This is a genomic window from Pseudomonas sp. IT-P176, assembly GCF_949767245.1.
Classification (GTDB): Bacteria; Pseudomonadota; Gammaproteobacteria; order Pseudomonadales; family Pseudomonadaceae; genus Aquipseudomonas.
On record NZ_CATKPN010000052.1, the window covers coordinates 21,393 to 36,035 of the forward strand.

Here is a 14,643-nt window from a genome sequence, read left to right on the forward strand (position 1 = left end):
GCGCAACCGGGCATTGTTATGCTCGGCGCCTGTCCCCGTCTTTTGCGCAGAGCCCTGAATGCCCCCATCCCTGAACGCAGACCGCAGTCCCTGGCAGGTGTTCTGGGTGTTCCTGCGCCTGGGTCTGACTTCCTTCGGCGGCCCGATTGCCCATCTGGGCTACTTTCGCCAGGAGTTCGTGGTGCGTCGGCGCTGGTTGAGTGAGCGCAGCTACGCCGAGCTGGTCACGCTCTGCCAATTCCTGCCCGGCCCGGCCAGCAGCCAGGTCGGCATCGCCCTGGGCCTGTCACGGGCCGGCTACCGTGGCGCGCTTGCCGCCTGGTGCGGTTTCACCCTGCCCTCGGCCCTGGTGTTGATCCTGTTCGCCCTCGGCCTGCACGACTACGGCGACGTGTTGCCCGGCGGCATTGTGCATGGCTTGAAAGTGCTGGCGGTGGCGGTAGTCGCCCAGGCGGTCTGGGGCATGGCGCGTTTGTTGTGCCCGGACCTCCCGCGCATCCTGCTGATGGCCGCTACCACGTGCCTGGTGCTGATGCTGCCAACTGCCTGGGCCCAGGTCGGGGTGATTGCCACGGCCGGGATTGTCGGGCTGTTGCTGTTCAAGCCGGCACCCACCCTCGAGCACGAGCCGTTGCCGATCACCGTCAGCCCGCGCGCCGGGCTGTTTTGGCTGGTGCTGTTTGCGGTGCTGCTGGTGGGCCTGCCGATCCTCGCCCAACTGCTGGCGAGCCCGACCCTGAGCATGCTCGATGCCTTCTACCGCACCGGCTCGCTGGTGTTCGGCGGCGGCCACGTGATGCTGCCGTTGCTGCAGGCCGAAGTGGTGCCCAACGGCTGGGTCAGCAATCAGACCTTCCTTGCCGGCTATGGCGCGACGCAGGCGGTACCTGGGCCGCTGTTCACCTTCGCGGCCTTTCTCGGTGCGTCGATGCAGGGCCCACAGTCGGGTTGGCTCGGTGGCCTGCTGGGACTGCTGGCGATCTTCGCGCCGTCGTTCCTGCTGGTGGTCGGCGCACTGCCGTTCTGGGAGCGGCTGCGGCGCAACCTGCGCATGCAGGCGGCAATGCTCGGGATCAACGCCGCGGTGGTCGGCCTGCTGCTGGCAGCGCTGTATCAGCCAGTCTGGACCAGCGCCATCCTCACCCCGGCAGACTTTGTCCTGGCCCTGGTGGCACTGCTGGCGCTGATGTTCGCCAAGGTCGCGCCGTGGAAGGTGGTGCTGGGGTGCGGCTTGGCGGGCTGGGGCCTGGATGTCATCCTGTGAGCCATTCGACGACTATGCAGGAACCTCGGGACATGGATCAGTCACACCGCGGCAGTTGCCTGTGCGGCGCCGTCAGCTACCAGCTCAGCAGCCCACTCAAGGCCTTCACCCATTGCCATTGCCGCAAATGCCAGAAAGCCCATGGCGCGGCATTCGCCACCTATGCCAGTGCGCCCAAGTCGGCGCTGGCGATCACGGCCGAGGCGTCGCTGCTCAAGGCCTACGAATCCTCCCCCGGGGTCACCCGCCAGTTCTGCGGACACTGCGGTTCATCGCTGTTCTGGTCGAACGCCCGGGGCGCGTTCCCGGACTGGATCTCGATTGCCGTCGCGACCCTGGACACCCCGTTCCAACCCACCAAGCAAAGCCACAGTTGCCTCGAGGCGAAGGCCTGCTGGTATCAGCTCGACGACGCGCGGTTACCCAGGTAGCTGAAGGCTGATTGCAGCGCGGCCTCGGGCGTGCGCGGGGCATAACCCAGTTGCTGCCTGGCCTTGTCGATGCAGTATTGCTGGCGCACTTGATGGAACATCCGCACCTGACTTTGCAACAGCTGCGCCGGCCGCCCGGTCAGCCGCGCCCGCGCCTCCTCGATCCACGCCAGCGCCAGCAACAGCCAGCGCGGCGCCGGCGCGGGCAGCCGATAGCCCGGAGCGACCGCGTTGGCCGCGTCGATGATCTGCGCCAGGGACGAGCAATGTTCGTTGGCCAGAATATAACGCTGCCCAGGCTGGCCCTTCTGCGCGGCCAGGATCATGCCCGCGGCCACGTCCCGCACATCGACAAAATTGAAATGAAAGCCCGGGTCCAGCGGCAGTTTGCGCTGCCTGACCGACTCAATGAACCCCATGGTGTCGGTCAGGCGCGTCGCGTTCGGGCCGATCATGGCCGAAGGCAAGACCGCGACCATCCACAGGTCCAGGGCTCGCGCCGTGTCCCAGGCAACTTGCTCGGCGAGGATCTTCGAGCGGTAGTAGGCGTTGTCCGGCTCGACGTTCCACTGCTGCTCATCCAGCGCCTGCCCGTTGTGACCGATAGCCGCCACGGAGCTGACGTAGACCACCCGCTTGACCCCGGCGCGCTTCGCTGCGTGCAAGACCCGGCGAGTGCCCTCGACATTCGGCTGGACAATCTCGGCCTGGGGATCGCGGGCCCAGTGCTTGAACACCGCCGCCACCTGGAACAACACCTCGACGCCCTGTAGCGCCTGGAACAACGTCTCTTCGTCGAGCAGTTCGACGTACACCAGTTCGCAATCCAGGCCCTGGAACGCCGCGCGGTTGTCGATATCGCGAACCCCGGCCCGGACCCGATAGCCCTGCCCAAGCAAGGCCCGGACCAGGGTATTGCCCAGGTGCCCATTGGCCCCGGTGACCAGACATGACTGACTCATAGCGCCTCGTTGCTCCCTGTTGTGGCGGTCAGCATAGACTCTGCCCCGGAGGGGAGAGTCAAGGACACCGGGGACACCATCAACGCGATCGAGAACGAACGCTACGACCCGAGCCTGCCTCTCAGTCGTGAGCCACTCGGGCGCGCTTGAGCAGTTTCTTGCAGCGCTCGGACAGGTGCAGCACGCGCAGGTGCTTGCCGGCCTTGGCGTAGCGCTCGCGCAAGGTGTCCAGGGCGGCGATGGCCGAGTAGTCGACGAAGCTCAGGTGCCGGCAGTCGAGAGTCACCTGGGGTGGGTCGCCGGCACTGTCGAACTGGTTGAGAAACGGCGTGGTCGAGGCGAAGAACAGCGTGCCATGCACCCGGTAGAGTTTGCTGCCGTCGGGTTCCAGATGGCTGTCAGCATACAGCTGGCGAGCTTGCTGCCAGGCAAAGTTGAGCGCGGCAATGATAATCCCGCACAACACCGCAGTGGCCAGGTCAGTGAAAACCGTGACCAGGGTCACCGCGACAATCACCAATACATCGTTCAGCGGCACCTTGTTCAGCACCCGCAGGGAAGCCCAGGCGAAGGTCTGCTGCGAGACCACGAACATCACCCCGACCAGGGCCGCCAGGGGAATGCGCTCGATCAGCGGTGACAGGAACAGCACGAACAGCAGGATCATCACCCCGGCCACCACGCCGCTGAGCCGTCCGCGCCCACCGGAGCTGAGGTTGATCACGGTCTGGCCAATCATCGCGCAGCCGCCCATGCCCCCGAACACCCCAGACACCATATTGGCCGCGCCCAGCGCCACACACTCACGGTCCGGGTAACCACGGCTCTCGGTGATCTCATCGGTCAGGTTCAGGGTCAGCAGGGTTTCCAGCAGCCCCACCAGCGCCATCAACACCGCGTAGGGAGCAATGATGCGCAGGGTCTCGAGGGTCCAGGGCAAGTCGGGGAATGCCAACACCGGCAAGCCGCCGGCAATGTGCGCCATGTCCCCCAGGGTACGGGTCGGCAGGCCCAGCAGGTAGACCGCCGCACCGACACCGAGAATCGCCACCAGGGCCGGCGGCACCGCCCGGGTCAGGCGTGGCATCAGGTAGACAATCGCCATGGTCGCGGCCACGAGGCCAAGCATCAGGTACAGCGGCGTCCCGCTGAGCCAGGTTTCCCCGCTCTTGAAGTGCTCCAGTTGCGCCAGGGCAATGATAATCGCCAGGCCGTTGACGAACCCCAGCATCACCGAATGCGGCACCATGCGCACCAGCTTGCCCAGGCGCAACAGGCCGAACGCAAGCATGATCAGCCCGCCCAGCAGCACGGTGGCGAGCAAGTACTGCACGCCGTGCTGGACCACCAGCGCGACAATCACCACCGCCATCGAACCGGCCGCACCGGAGACCATGCCCGGGCGGCCGCCGAACAGCGCGGTCAGGGTGCAAATGATGAAGGCGCCGTAGAGCCCCATCAACGGATTGAGGTGGGCCACCAGGGCGAAGGCGATGCACTCGGGCAACAGGGCGAAAGACGTGGTGAGTCCGGCCAGGACATCGGCGCGCAGACGTTGAGGTTTCATGGCTTACCTGAAAATGGCGACCGGGTCAGCCGGCCGTGGAGGATTGCGGGAAAAGGCGCTGAATGTTACGCAATTGCCGGCGGGCGAACCAGTCGTGGCGGGGCCCAGCCGTCAATGGGGATTTTGTAACAACTGGCGACCTGTTCATTTCCAGACTGCGTGCTACACCTTGGTGAGCCTCCTTACCCTCGAGCCGACCGCCCATGACCGCCACACCCCTGTTGACCGCGTTCCTGCCCATTGCCCTGGGCATCATCATGCTGGGCCTGGGGTTGTCACTGACCCTGGCCGACTTCACCCGCGTGGTGAAATACCCCAAGCCTGTGCTGATCGGCCTGGTCTGCCAGTTGTTGGTGTTGCCGTTCCTGTGCTTCCTGATCGTCCAGGGTTTTCGCCTGGAGCCGGCACTGGCCGTCGGCCTGATGCTGCTGGCCGCCTCCCCCGGCGGCACCACCGCCAACCTCTACAGCCACCTGGCCCACGGCGACGTGGCGTTGAACGTGACGCTGACGGCGGTCAACTCGATGATCGCGATCCTCAGCATGCCGTTGCTGGTGAACCTGTCGCTGCTGTATTTCATGTCCGCCGACCAGGCCATCCCCCTGCAATTTGCCAAGGTGCTGCAGGTGTTCGCGATTGTCCTGTTGCCGGTCGGCCTGGGCATGCTGGTGCGGCGCTACTGGCCACGCTTTGCCAACCGCATGGAAAAACCGATGAAAATCGTCTCCGCCCTATTCCTCGTGGGCACGGTGACCATCGCCTTCATCAAGGACTGGCAGACCGTGGTCGACTACGCGCCGGTCGTGGGCCTGGCCGCCCTGCTGTTCAACCTGCTCAGCCTGGCCATCGGCTACGGCGTCCCCCGCCTGCTCCGCCTACCCCAGCGCCAGGCGGTGGCCATCGGCATGGAAATCGGCATCCACAACGGCACCCTGGCCATCGCCCTGGCACTCAGCCCGAGCCTGCTGAACAACTCCACCATGGCCATCCCGGCCGCCATCTACAGCTTCATCATGTTCTTCACCGCCGCAGGATTCGGCTGGTGGGTCAACCGCGTGCACGGCAAGCAGTTGGCGTTGGAGGAGCGGGAGTTGGCTGGGTGAGTCAGCGAAACGCGGCGAGACCGCCATCGCGGGCAAACGGAGCGCCGCCCGGCCCTCTCCCACAGAGATATTCCAGTGCGGGAAAGCAGGCCGGCCGGTAGGCCGCCTCGCCCGCCCGTACCACTCACCCACCATCGCACCGCTCTTGCCGTAGACATTCCCGCCCCGTTACTATTGCTAATAATTCTCACTAACAAAAAACACCAACGCGATGAGCGACTCTCCAACCGCCACTCACCAGCAGCACGTCGAAGCCCTATACGTGGGCCATCAAGGCTGGCTTTACGCCTGGCTGCAGCGAAAACTGGGAAACCGGGTAGAGGCCGCAGACCTGATGCACGACACCTTCATCCGCATCCTGGCCGCCAAGTCAGTGCCAGACCTGGTCGAACCCAGGGCCTACCTGACCTGCGTAGCCAAGGGCATCCTGATCAACTGGTACCAACGCCAGGCACTGGAACGCGCCTACCTTTCGGCACTGGCCCAACTGCCGGAGTCCCAGGCGCCCTCCCCCGAACTGCGCTACCTGATCCTGGAAACCCTGCATGAGGTCGATGCCCTGCTCAACACCTTGCCGCCGCTGGTGAAGCGCGCCTTCCTGCTCGCCCAGATCAGCGCCGTGAAGTACGAAGACATTGCCCAACAACTCGACGTGTCGCTGACCACGGTCAAGCGCTACATCAAACAGGCGTTCCTGCAATGCCTGACGTTGATGCCCGAATGAGCAGCCCGACAAGCATTAACCCGGCTGTCCTGGAACAGGCCGCCGAATGGCTGATGCGCCTGGGGGAAGGCAACCTCAGCGCCCAGGAACTCGCGCAATGGCAGCAATGGCGCACCAGCAACGTCGAGTGCGAGCGGGCGTGGCGGCGCGCCGAAGCCCTGCTCGGCACCCTCGGCGGCCTACCCGCGGACCTGGCCCTGTCGGCGCTCGACCGCCCGGCCAATCCCCAGCGCCGGACACAGCTCGCGCGCCTGGCCGCACTGTTGGCGCTGGCGCCGGCTTCCTGGCTGGGCTGGCAACTGGACCAACGCCAGGGCTGGAGCGCCGACTACCACTCGCCGATTGGCGAACGTCGGCACCTGACCCTCGCCGACGGCACCCGGGTGACCCTCAATACCGATACTTCGATCGATGTGAATTTCGACCCGCTGCAGCGCCTGATCCGGGTTCGCAAAGGTGAAATCCTGGTGCAGACCGCACCCGATCTCCAGGTGCCTGCCCGACCGTTGCGGGTCAGCACCGAGCAGGGTCGCCTGGAAGCTTTGGGCACGCTCTTCAACGTGCGCGAAGAAACCGGCATCACGCGCCTGGCCGTGCTCGACGGGCGGGTTCGAATCGAGCTGAACCAACAGCCCCAGGCAACCCCGACCATCGTGCTGGCCGGTCAACAGACCGCATTCTCGGCCTCGGCGATCGGTGCCATGCGCGCCACCGACAGCTCTCGCACCGCCTGGACCCAAGGCATGCTGGTAGCCGACCGCATGCGCCTGGGCGACTTCGCCGCCGAACTGGCGCGCTATCGCCCTGGAGTGCTGCGCTGCGATCCGGCCGTGGCCCAGGTGCGGATCTCCGGCGCGTTCCCCCTGGACGACAGCCGTCGCGCCCTGAGTATGCTGAGCCAAACCTACCCGGTGCGGGTGACCTCACGCCTGGGCGGTTACTGGGTGACGATTGCCCAGGCGTAGCCGCGGAAAATATTTTCACCCAGCCCTGGCACTTTTTTCGCGCTCGGCTGGCAAGGGAAGAATCCACCTTCTCCCTTGCCCACAGGATCACCTCTCAATGTCCGTCGTCCGCCCCCAAGGATCCACCCCGCCGTTTCGCCGCACGGCCTGCCATGCGCTGTTCAGTCTGCTGCTCAGTGGCACCTGCGCCCAGGCCTGGGCTGCCGAGCCACAGCCATTGGCCAACACCCAGGCGCGCAGCTACCAGATTCCCGCCGGCACCCTGGGGCAGACCTTGTCGCGCTTCGCCGCCGCCAGTCACATCGCCCTGTCGTTCGACCCCAGTCTCACCGATGGCCTGCAAAGCCCCGGCCTGAACGGCAACTACTCACCACTGGAAGCCCTCAGCCACCTGTTGCACGGCAGCGGCCTGGACCTGCAGCAGCGCGCCGATGCCAGCTTCACCCTGGTGCGCTCGGCGAACGGTGATGCCCTGCAACTGGCGCCGACCGCGATTACCGGCCAGGGCCTGGGCGTCACCACCGAAGACACCCACTCCTACACCACCAGTGAAGTCAGCATCGGCAAGGGCAACATCAAGCTCAAGGACATCCCGCAGTCAGTGTCGGTGGTCACGCGCCAGCGCATGGACGACCAGAACATGAACAGCCTGCAAGACGCCATGCGCCAGGTCACCGGGGCCACCATCAAGACCTACAACTCAGGTTCCAGCCTCAACGACGTGTACATGCGCGGCTTCCTCGTCGACCAGGTGCAGGTCGACGGAGTCTCCCAACCCACCGGCCAGGGCGACATGGCCACCAGCTTCGACCTGGCGATGTACGACCGAGTCGAGGTGCTGCGTGGCCCATCGGGCCTGTACCAGGGGGCCGGTGAGCCCGGCGGCACCATCAACGTGGTGCGCAAGCGCGCCCTGGGCCAGTTTGCCCTGGGTGGCGAACTGGGCGCTGGCTCCTATGATCACTACCGTTCCTCGGTGGACGTCACCGGCCCGCTGAATGAACAGGGCAGCGTGCGCGGCCGTTTCATCACTGCCTACGAGAACAACCAGTCCTTCGTCGACTATGCCCAGAACGAACGGCCGATGGTCTATGGCCGCCTGGAGTTCGACCTCGACCCGTCCACTACCCTGTCGGTTGGCGGTGCCTATCAGCAGAACCACTCCACCCCGGCATTCGGTTTGCCGGCCTACGCCGACGGGCGCTTGCTCGACGTCCCACGCTCGACCTTCGTCGACGCCAAGTGGAACGAACTGAACGAAAAAGTCTGGGAGAGCTTCGCCGAAGTCGACCACGCCCTGGACAACGGCGGCCAGTTCAAGACCACCCTGACCTACCGTGACGCCGAAACCCCCAAGCGCAACTTCACCTGGGCCGATGGCGCCGTCGACCCGGCCACCGGCGACAGCTGGGCCGTGGCCTACAACTACTACACCCACATCAAGACCATTGGCGTGGACAGCTTCGTCACCACCCCGTTCGAAGCGTTCGAGCGCAGCCATGAGTTCACCGTGGGGGGCGAGTACCAACACCTGGACAAGGACTTCACCTACGGCGGCGGCGACTACTTCCCGATCAACGTATTCGATCCGGGCAGCATCGACATCCCCAAGCAGGATTACGAGCGCAACAACGGCAACTGGTCCAAATCCGATCAGTACGGCTTTTATACCCGCGCCAAGCTCAACGTCAGCGACTGGCTCGACGTGGTCGGCGGCAGCCGCGTGAGCTGGTACGAAAGCGACGCGCAAAACGCCAACGCCTTTTTCAACAATTTCAGCAGCGCCCACACCAGCATCAACCGCAAGGTGGTGCCCTACGGTGCGCTCATCGCCAAGCTGACTCCCGAGCTGTCGGCCTACGCCAGCTACACCGGGGTGTTCAAGCCGCAAAGCGAGATCGGCAGCGACAGCTCGCCCATCGGCCCACGCAAGGGCAAGCAGTATGAAGTGGGCCTCAAGCGCGAGTTCTACGACGGGCGCCTGAATGCCAGCGTGGCAGTGTTCCGCATCTATGACGAAAACCGCGCCGAATACGACAACCTCACAGCGGCCTACGAGGCCCAGGGCAAAGCCCGCAGCCAGGGTTGGGAAACCGAGTTGAGCGGCAACCTGAGCGACAACTGGAGCCTGGTCACCGGCTACGCCTTCACCACCACCAAGACCCTGGAGGCCGATGACGGCAACGAAGGCAAGACCTTCAGCACCATCACCCCCAAGCACAACTTCAATTTGTGGACCAAGTACCAGTTCACCGACGGCCCGCTCAAGGATTTCAACGTCGGTGGTGGTGTACGAGTCGTCAGCAAGACGTACTTCCAGCGTGAAGTGCGTTTCGAACAGAGCGGCTATGGCATCACCACGGCGCAGGTCGGCTACAAGATCAACGACAACCTGTCGACGACCCTGACCGCCAACAACCTGTTCGATCGCAAGTACTACGACCGAGTGGATGCATCCTGGGGCACCAACTTCTACGGCGACCCGCGCAACCTCACGCTGACCCTGCGCGCCCAGTACTGAGCATGACGCACCACGCTTGACGGACCAGGCAGCGGTGCCGGCAACGAGCTTGCTCGCGAAGGACGCAAGAGCGCCGCGGTGAATCAGGCTTTGCGCGTCATCGTTGACGACCATCGCGAGCAGGCTCGCTCCCACAGGTTTGATGGGTATATGCAAAATCTGCGGGCACCACAAAACCACTGTGGGAGCGAGCCTGCTCGCGATGGACGCAAGAGCACCGCGGTGAATCAGGCTCGGCGCGTCATCGTTGACGACCATCGCGAGCAAGCCGCAAGCGGGCACCCGCTCCTACAGTGATATTAGGTGCCCACAGGTTCCGTATACGGCTTGCTCGCGATGGTCTGGAGAACGCCACGCATACCCGGACTCACGCTATTGGCCCATGGTTTCAAGCCCGGTCGCCGCGTTATCATGCCCTGGGACCTGGTGCTATCTCGCGCATCACCTGCAAAAGGACTTCAGCTCATGACAACGCCCCGTATCCGCGCGCTCGCGCTTTGTGTGTTCCATCACCAGGGAAAAATCCTGGTCCATCGCTTCGTCGACCCCGTCACCGGACAGAGCCTGTTCCGGCCAGTCGGCGGTGGTATCGAGTTCGGTGAAACCAGTGCCCAGGCGATCGAGCGTGAAGTCCAGGAAGAGCTCGACCTGGCGATCGACAACCTGCGCCTGGTCGGCACGCTGGAAAGCCTGTTCACGTACAACAACATCCCGGGGCATGAAATCGTCCAGGTCTACGATGGACAATTTCGCGATCAGCACCTGTACCAGATGCCCCACCTCGACGGTCACGAAAGCGACGGCATGGCCTTTCAGGTCACCTGGCAAGACAGCTCGGCTTTCACCGCCACGTCGCCCCTGGTACCCGAAGGCCTCTACCCGCTGCTGAAGAACGCCGGCCTGCTCGACTGACCTGATTGCAGCCCCCGTGCCATCTGCTACCCTGCGATTTCCCCTCCGCTGGCACTGCCAGTGGCACACGCCAAGGACAACACACCTGCCCATGTCGAACGAGATGCCTGATCCCCAAGCCGTCTGCAGCCCCATCACCCGCAGTGCGATTTTCATGGTTGCCACCCTGGCACCCGGTGCCGAGGCAGCGGCCAAGGTGCGGGCCTGGTGCGGTGACATTGCCGGCCTGACCCGTTCAGTGGGCAAGCGCGTACCTGACGGTAAGTTGTCGTGTGTCTGCGCGTTTGGCTCCACAGCCTGGGACACCCTGTTCGGCGATCCACGCCCGGCGTCCCTGCACCCGTTTCGCGAATTCGGCCCGCCGCAACGTCGCGCCCTGGCAACGCCGGGCGATATCCTGCTGCACATTCGCGCCGAACAGATGGACCTGTGCTTCGAACTGGCCACCCAGTTGCTCGCCCCGCTGACGGACGCGATCACGGTGGTGGATGAGGTCCAGGGTTTCCGCTATTTCGACATGCGCAGCATCATCGGTTTTGTCGACGGCACCGAGAACCCGGAAGGCCGCAAGGCCGTGGATTTCACCCTGGTCGGCAACGAGGACCCGGCCTTTGCCGGCGGCAGCTATGTGCTGGTGCAGAAGTACCTGCACAACATGGCGGCGTGGAACGAGCTATCCACCGAAGCCCAGGAACGCGTGATCGGCCGCACCAAGCTGGCCGATATCGAACTCGATGACGCAGTCAAGCCGACCTCCTCACACAGCGCCCTGACCACCATCACCAAGGACGGCCAGGAAGTGAAAATCCTGCGTGACAACATGCCGTTCGGCCGCCCCGGCGCAGGCGAGTTCGGCACCTACTTCATCGGCTATGCACGCTCTCCGGAACCGATCGAACTGATGCTGGAAAACATGTTCGTCGGCCGGCCAGCCGGCAATCATGACCGCTTGCTGGACTTCAGCACGGCGGTCACCGGCGGCCTGTTCTTCGTGCCCTCGGCGGACCTGCTGGAAGAACTGGCGGAGCGTTAGGCAAACAAATCCGCAGCGAGCTGCAGGCTTCAGCTCGAATGCACAATTGCCTCGTCCGGAATATCGTCCAACGATTCCGGTTGCCCCGGATCTTCGGTGATCACCGTGAAATCACTGACCTCGACCGCGCCCACCCCGTACCCCAGCAGATGGAAGGAAAAGGCCTTGCGTGACTCGGGGTTGTCGAAGCTGAAGTTCATTTCCAACGGTTGATCGCCGGTCACCAGCATTTCTTGCGGCAGGCCCAGCGGCACGTCCTGTTCCAGCTCCTTGGCCTTGAGCAGGATGTAGACCTTCTCTTGCGGGTCCACCGAGCGCACCGTCAGGCGCACGCGGGTCTGGGAGCCCTTGGGCATTTCCAGGTACTGCGCGCCGATCAGGTTATCGGCCCAGTCGTCCTTGATCTGTGCCTGCAGCGGGATGATCGCCGGGCTGCCGAACTGGTAGCGCTGGTTCAGCGGGGTGCGCAGCAGTGTGCGGTCCAGGGCCTCGGCGCGGGCGCTGATCTGACGGGCCCGCAGGCCGCCGTACTGGCCGGCGAAGGTCGCGCGGTCGGCAATGAACCCCGCGCTGTTGTAATAGCGGCAGCGCTGCTGGAAATCGCACTCGGTGAGGGTGCCCTGGCCGTCGTGATAACGCAGCTTGCCGTTGGTGTAGGACATGATTTCACGGCCGCTGGCATAGTCGCGAAACAACGAGCGGCCACTCAGGCTCGGGGGCACCGGCAAGGAGAAATAGTCGAGGATCGAGGTGCTCAGGTCGACGTGCCCATAGACCCCTTGCTTGACCCGGGGCAGTTGTTCCTGCTCGGGGGCCAGTGTCAGGTTGAAGCCCCAGGACGAGGCCAGGCGCACGCCATCGATGCCGTGGGATTCGTCGGAAGTGATCACCACCAGGGTGTCCTTAAGAATGCCCTGGCGTTCCAGGCCATCGAGGAATTGCCCAAGGGCGTCGTCCAGGTAACCGACGGCGGCCTGTTTGGCCGTGTCATAGCGTTGCAGGTACTCGTCCGGTGCCGAGTACGGCTGGTGCGTGCCCACAGTCAGCAGGGTCAGCATCCACGGCTGTTTCTGTTTTTTCAGTTGACCGACGTAATCCAGCGCGCCTTCGAAGAAGGCCTTGTCGTCCTTGCCCCAGGGGAATTCCAGGTAGTTGCTGTTGCTGAACCACTCCAGGCCATGGGTCGCATCAAAGCCGATGTGCGGCATGATCTTGTCCTTGGCCATGAAGCGCAGGCCGGCACCCTGCAGGTAATGGGTGGCGAAGCCGTGCTGGCGCAGTTGGGCCGGCAGGCAGGCCTGGTTGCGTTCGGTCTGGGTGAGCATCTCCACGCCCTTGGGCGTGCCGTTGTCGAGCTTGTCGTAGTCACCGCACAGCATCGCGTACAGGCCACGGATGGTCTGGTGACTGTGCAGCACATAGTCCGGGGTGTTCATGCCGCGCTCGGCCCAGCGGCTGAGGTTGGGCATCAGGTTTTCCTGATAGCTGCTGTGCAAGGCCTGGCGATTGACCCCGACATACGCCCCGGGTATGCCCTCAAGGGTGATGATCAGCACATTGCGCGCACGACCCGGCGCACCCAGCAGTTGCTGCCCGTCCAGGTCCAATTGAGTGAGGCCGGCCATCTGCGGCGGCACATCGACCACATCCCCTTCCAGCCATTCTTCGGCGCGCATCTGCACCTCGCCGACGCCGGCTGCCAGCAGCTGGTGCGGCAGGTTGAACAGCTGCCATTGATCGGCCTCCGTCGGGTGCAGGTACTGGGCACCCCAGTGCGCGACCAGCAGCAACGCCGGGGCGGCCCAGGCGCTGCGCGGCAGGCGCGTCGCGGGTTGGCCGCGACCTGCCCATTGGCAGAGCAGCCAAACCAACAGCCCCGACATCAGGCTGGCGGCCAGCCACGGCTGGGCAAAACTGCCGCTGGTGGATTTATCGAGAAACTGCGGATCGATCAGGTAGTTAAGGTCGGCCGCATTGGGCAAGCGGCCGACTGCGCTGACCAACTCGGCCGTCGCCACGGTAAACAGGCCCCAGACCAGCAACACCGGCAGCGCCAACCACCAGGGACGGCGATGCAACAGCAGCACCAGCAGGCTGCCGATGCCCAGGTCCGACAGATAACCCAACGGGTCCGACCAGCCCATGGCCGCTCGCAGGCACAGGGGCGCCACCAGGACCAGGCCCATCAGGGCAATCAGGCGCGCGCGCGGGTGCTGCAACCAGTGACGAATGATGTTCACAAAAATATGCTTCCAGACATTAAATCTTCATATAGATATGCCCGATGGTACCAAGGGATGCACAGGATGTGCCGTGATATTCCCCGTCGGCGCCGCGATTAAACAAACGTAGGACGGCGGCTACCGCGCCGTGGCCCCGCGATATGGGGCATAAACCCGGGGCCAGAGCGTTGCACCGCCTCGACGAAACGGCGTCCTGAAGGCCTGCAACAAGTTGTTTCAGGCTGTTTAATCAGGCGGTCATTTATTTTTTCCGGCGCCTGCATCCAAAACCCTTCCTGGCGGGTAGTACAGGTAGCAGCCCCTGCGCTGCCGAGCTGTTCAACCTGCTGGAGAGACCTCAATGAACACCAGACAATTGCTCTGCCACCTCGGTACTGCGTTATCCGCGACTTGCCTGATGAGCGCGCTGTCGCTCGCCCACGCGCAAACGAATCTGCCGGACCCGATCAAAGTGCCGTCGGGACACAAGTTGGTGCTGGAAAGCGTGGGGGTTGGCGAAATCACCTACGAGTGCCGCGACAAAGCCAACGCGCCCGGCCAGACCGAGTGGTTTTTTGTCGGCCCCAAAGCCACGCTCAATGGTCGTGATGGGCAAATGCTGGGCAGCTACTTTGGCCCGCCTGCCACCTGGCAGGCCAAGGATGGTTCGACCATCACCGGTACCCAACTGGCGGTCGCGCCCTCGTCCAGCGGCAACCTGCCCTATCAACTGGTCAAGGCCAACCCGGCACAAGGCAAAGGTGCCATGACCGGCGTCAGCTACATCCAGCGCGTGGCCACTCGCGGCGGTGTCGCGCCCAGCCTCGCCTGCACCGCCGCCAACAAGGGGCAGCGTGAGGTCGTGAGCTATCAGGCCGACTACCTGTTCTGGGCGGCCAACTAACAGCGCGGGGTAAAAACACCCGCCGCAGGGAAACT

12 protein-coding genes are annotated in these 14,643 nt (G+C 64.1%); 9 read left to right on the forward strand and 3 right to left on the reverse strand.

The window, feature by feature from the left end:
* The first annotated feature begins 58 nt into the window (after positions 1-58).
* Both chrA and ACM6IP_RS15525 read left to right on the forward strand, forming a co-directional pair.
* Complete coding sequence (gene chrA, locus ACM6IP_RS15520; protein ID WP_414861809.1) at positions 59-1,264, forward strand: chromate efflux transporter; 1,206 nt, start codon at positions 59-61, stop codon at positions 1,262-1,264.
* 32 nt (positions 1,265-1,296) lie between these two features.
* Positions 1,297-1,695, forward strand: a complete 399-nt coding sequence (locus tag ACM6IP_RS15525) for a GFA family protein (RefSeq protein WP_414861810.1) — start codon at positions 1,297-1,299, stop codon at positions 1,693-1,695.
* Here the strand turns inward: ACM6IP_RS15525 and ACM6IP_RS15530 are convergent.
* Complete coding sequence (locus ACM6IP_RS15530; protein ID WP_414861811.1) at positions 1,665-2,657, reverse strand: NAD-dependent epimerase/dehydratase family protein; 993 nt, start codon at positions 2,655-2,657, stop codon at positions 1,665-1,667. The two genes, ACM6IP_RS15525 and ACM6IP_RS15530, sit on opposite strands and share 31 nt — an antisense overlap.
* 121 nt (positions 2,658-2,778) lie before the next feature.
* On the reverse strand, positions 2,779-4,224 hold the full coding sequence (locus ACM6IP_RS15535) for a SulP family inorganic anion transporter (RefSeq protein WP_414861812.1): 1,446 nt from the start codon (positions 4,222-4,224) through the stop codon (positions 2,779-2,781).
* Between the two features lie 203 nt (positions 4,225-4,427).
* Between ACM6IP_RS15535 and ACM6IP_RS15540 the strand changes: the two genes are divergently transcribed.
* The 6 genes from ACM6IP_RS15540 to ACM6IP_RS15565 all read left to right on the forward strand — a co-directional run bounded on the left by ACM6IP_RS15540 (position 4,428) and on the right by ACM6IP_RS15565 (position 11,482).
* Positions 4,428-5,327 carry a bile acid:sodium symporter family protein gene (locus tag ACM6IP_RS15540; RefSeq protein WP_095169890.1) on the forward strand — a complete coding sequence of 300 codons (900 nt, stop codon included), beginning with the start codon at positions 4,428-4,430 and terminating at the stop codon, positions 5,325-5,327.
* A gap of 211 nt (positions 5,328-5,538) precedes the next feature.
* Entirely contained in the window at positions 5,539-6,051 is a 513-nt protein-coding gene (locus tag ACM6IP_RS15545) for a sigma-70 family RNA polymerase sigma factor (protein WP_095169889.1), read from the forward strand.
* Positions 6,048-7,016: a FecR domain-containing protein gene (locus ACM6IP_RS15550; RefSeq protein ID WP_414861813.1), complete on the forward strand. Its 969-nt coding sequence runs from the start codon at positions 6,048-6,050 to the stop codon at positions 7,014-7,016. Before ACM6IP_RS15545 ends, ACM6IP_RS15550 begins: the two co-directional genes overlap by 4 nt.
* A 97-nt stretch (positions 7,017-7,113) precedes the next feature.
* A complete protein-coding gene (locus ACM6IP_RS15555; protein ID WP_414861814.1) occupies positions 7,114-9,537 on the forward strand; it encodes a TonB-dependent siderophore receptor in 2,424 nt (807 codons plus the stop codon).
* 465 nt (positions 9,538-10,002) lie between these two features.
* Positions 10,003-10,449: an NUDIX hydrolase gene (locus ACM6IP_RS15560; RefSeq protein WP_414861815.1), complete on the forward strand. Its 447-nt coding sequence runs from the start codon at positions 10,003-10,005 to the stop codon at positions 10,447-10,449.
* Between the two features lie 103 nt (positions 10,450-10,552).
* Positions 10,553-11,482 (forward strand): Dyp-type peroxidase, encoded by a 930-nt coding sequence (locus ACM6IP_RS15565; RefSeq protein ID WP_414861816.1) that lies wholly within the window; start codon positions 10,553-10,555, stop codon positions 11,480-11,482.
* A 29-nt stretch (positions 11,483-11,511) separates the two neighbouring features.
* Here ACM6IP_RS15565 and ACM6IP_RS15570 read toward each other — a convergent pair whose 3' ends face one another.
* A complete protein-coding gene (locus ACM6IP_RS15570) occupies positions 11,512-13,668 on the reverse strand; it encodes an LTA synthase family protein (protein ID WP_413787319.1) in 2,157 nt (718 codons plus the stop codon).
* 397 nt (positions 13,669-14,065) lie between these two features.
* On the opposite strand from ACM6IP_RS15570, the gene ACM6IP_RS15575 reads away from it, so the two are divergent.
* Complete coding sequence (locus ACM6IP_RS15575) at positions 14,066-14,608, forward strand: DUF3455 domain-containing protein (RefSeq protein WP_095169884.1); 543 nt, start codon at positions 14,066-14,068, stop codon at positions 14,606-14,608.
* Positions 14,609-14,643 lie beyond the last annotated feature (35 nt).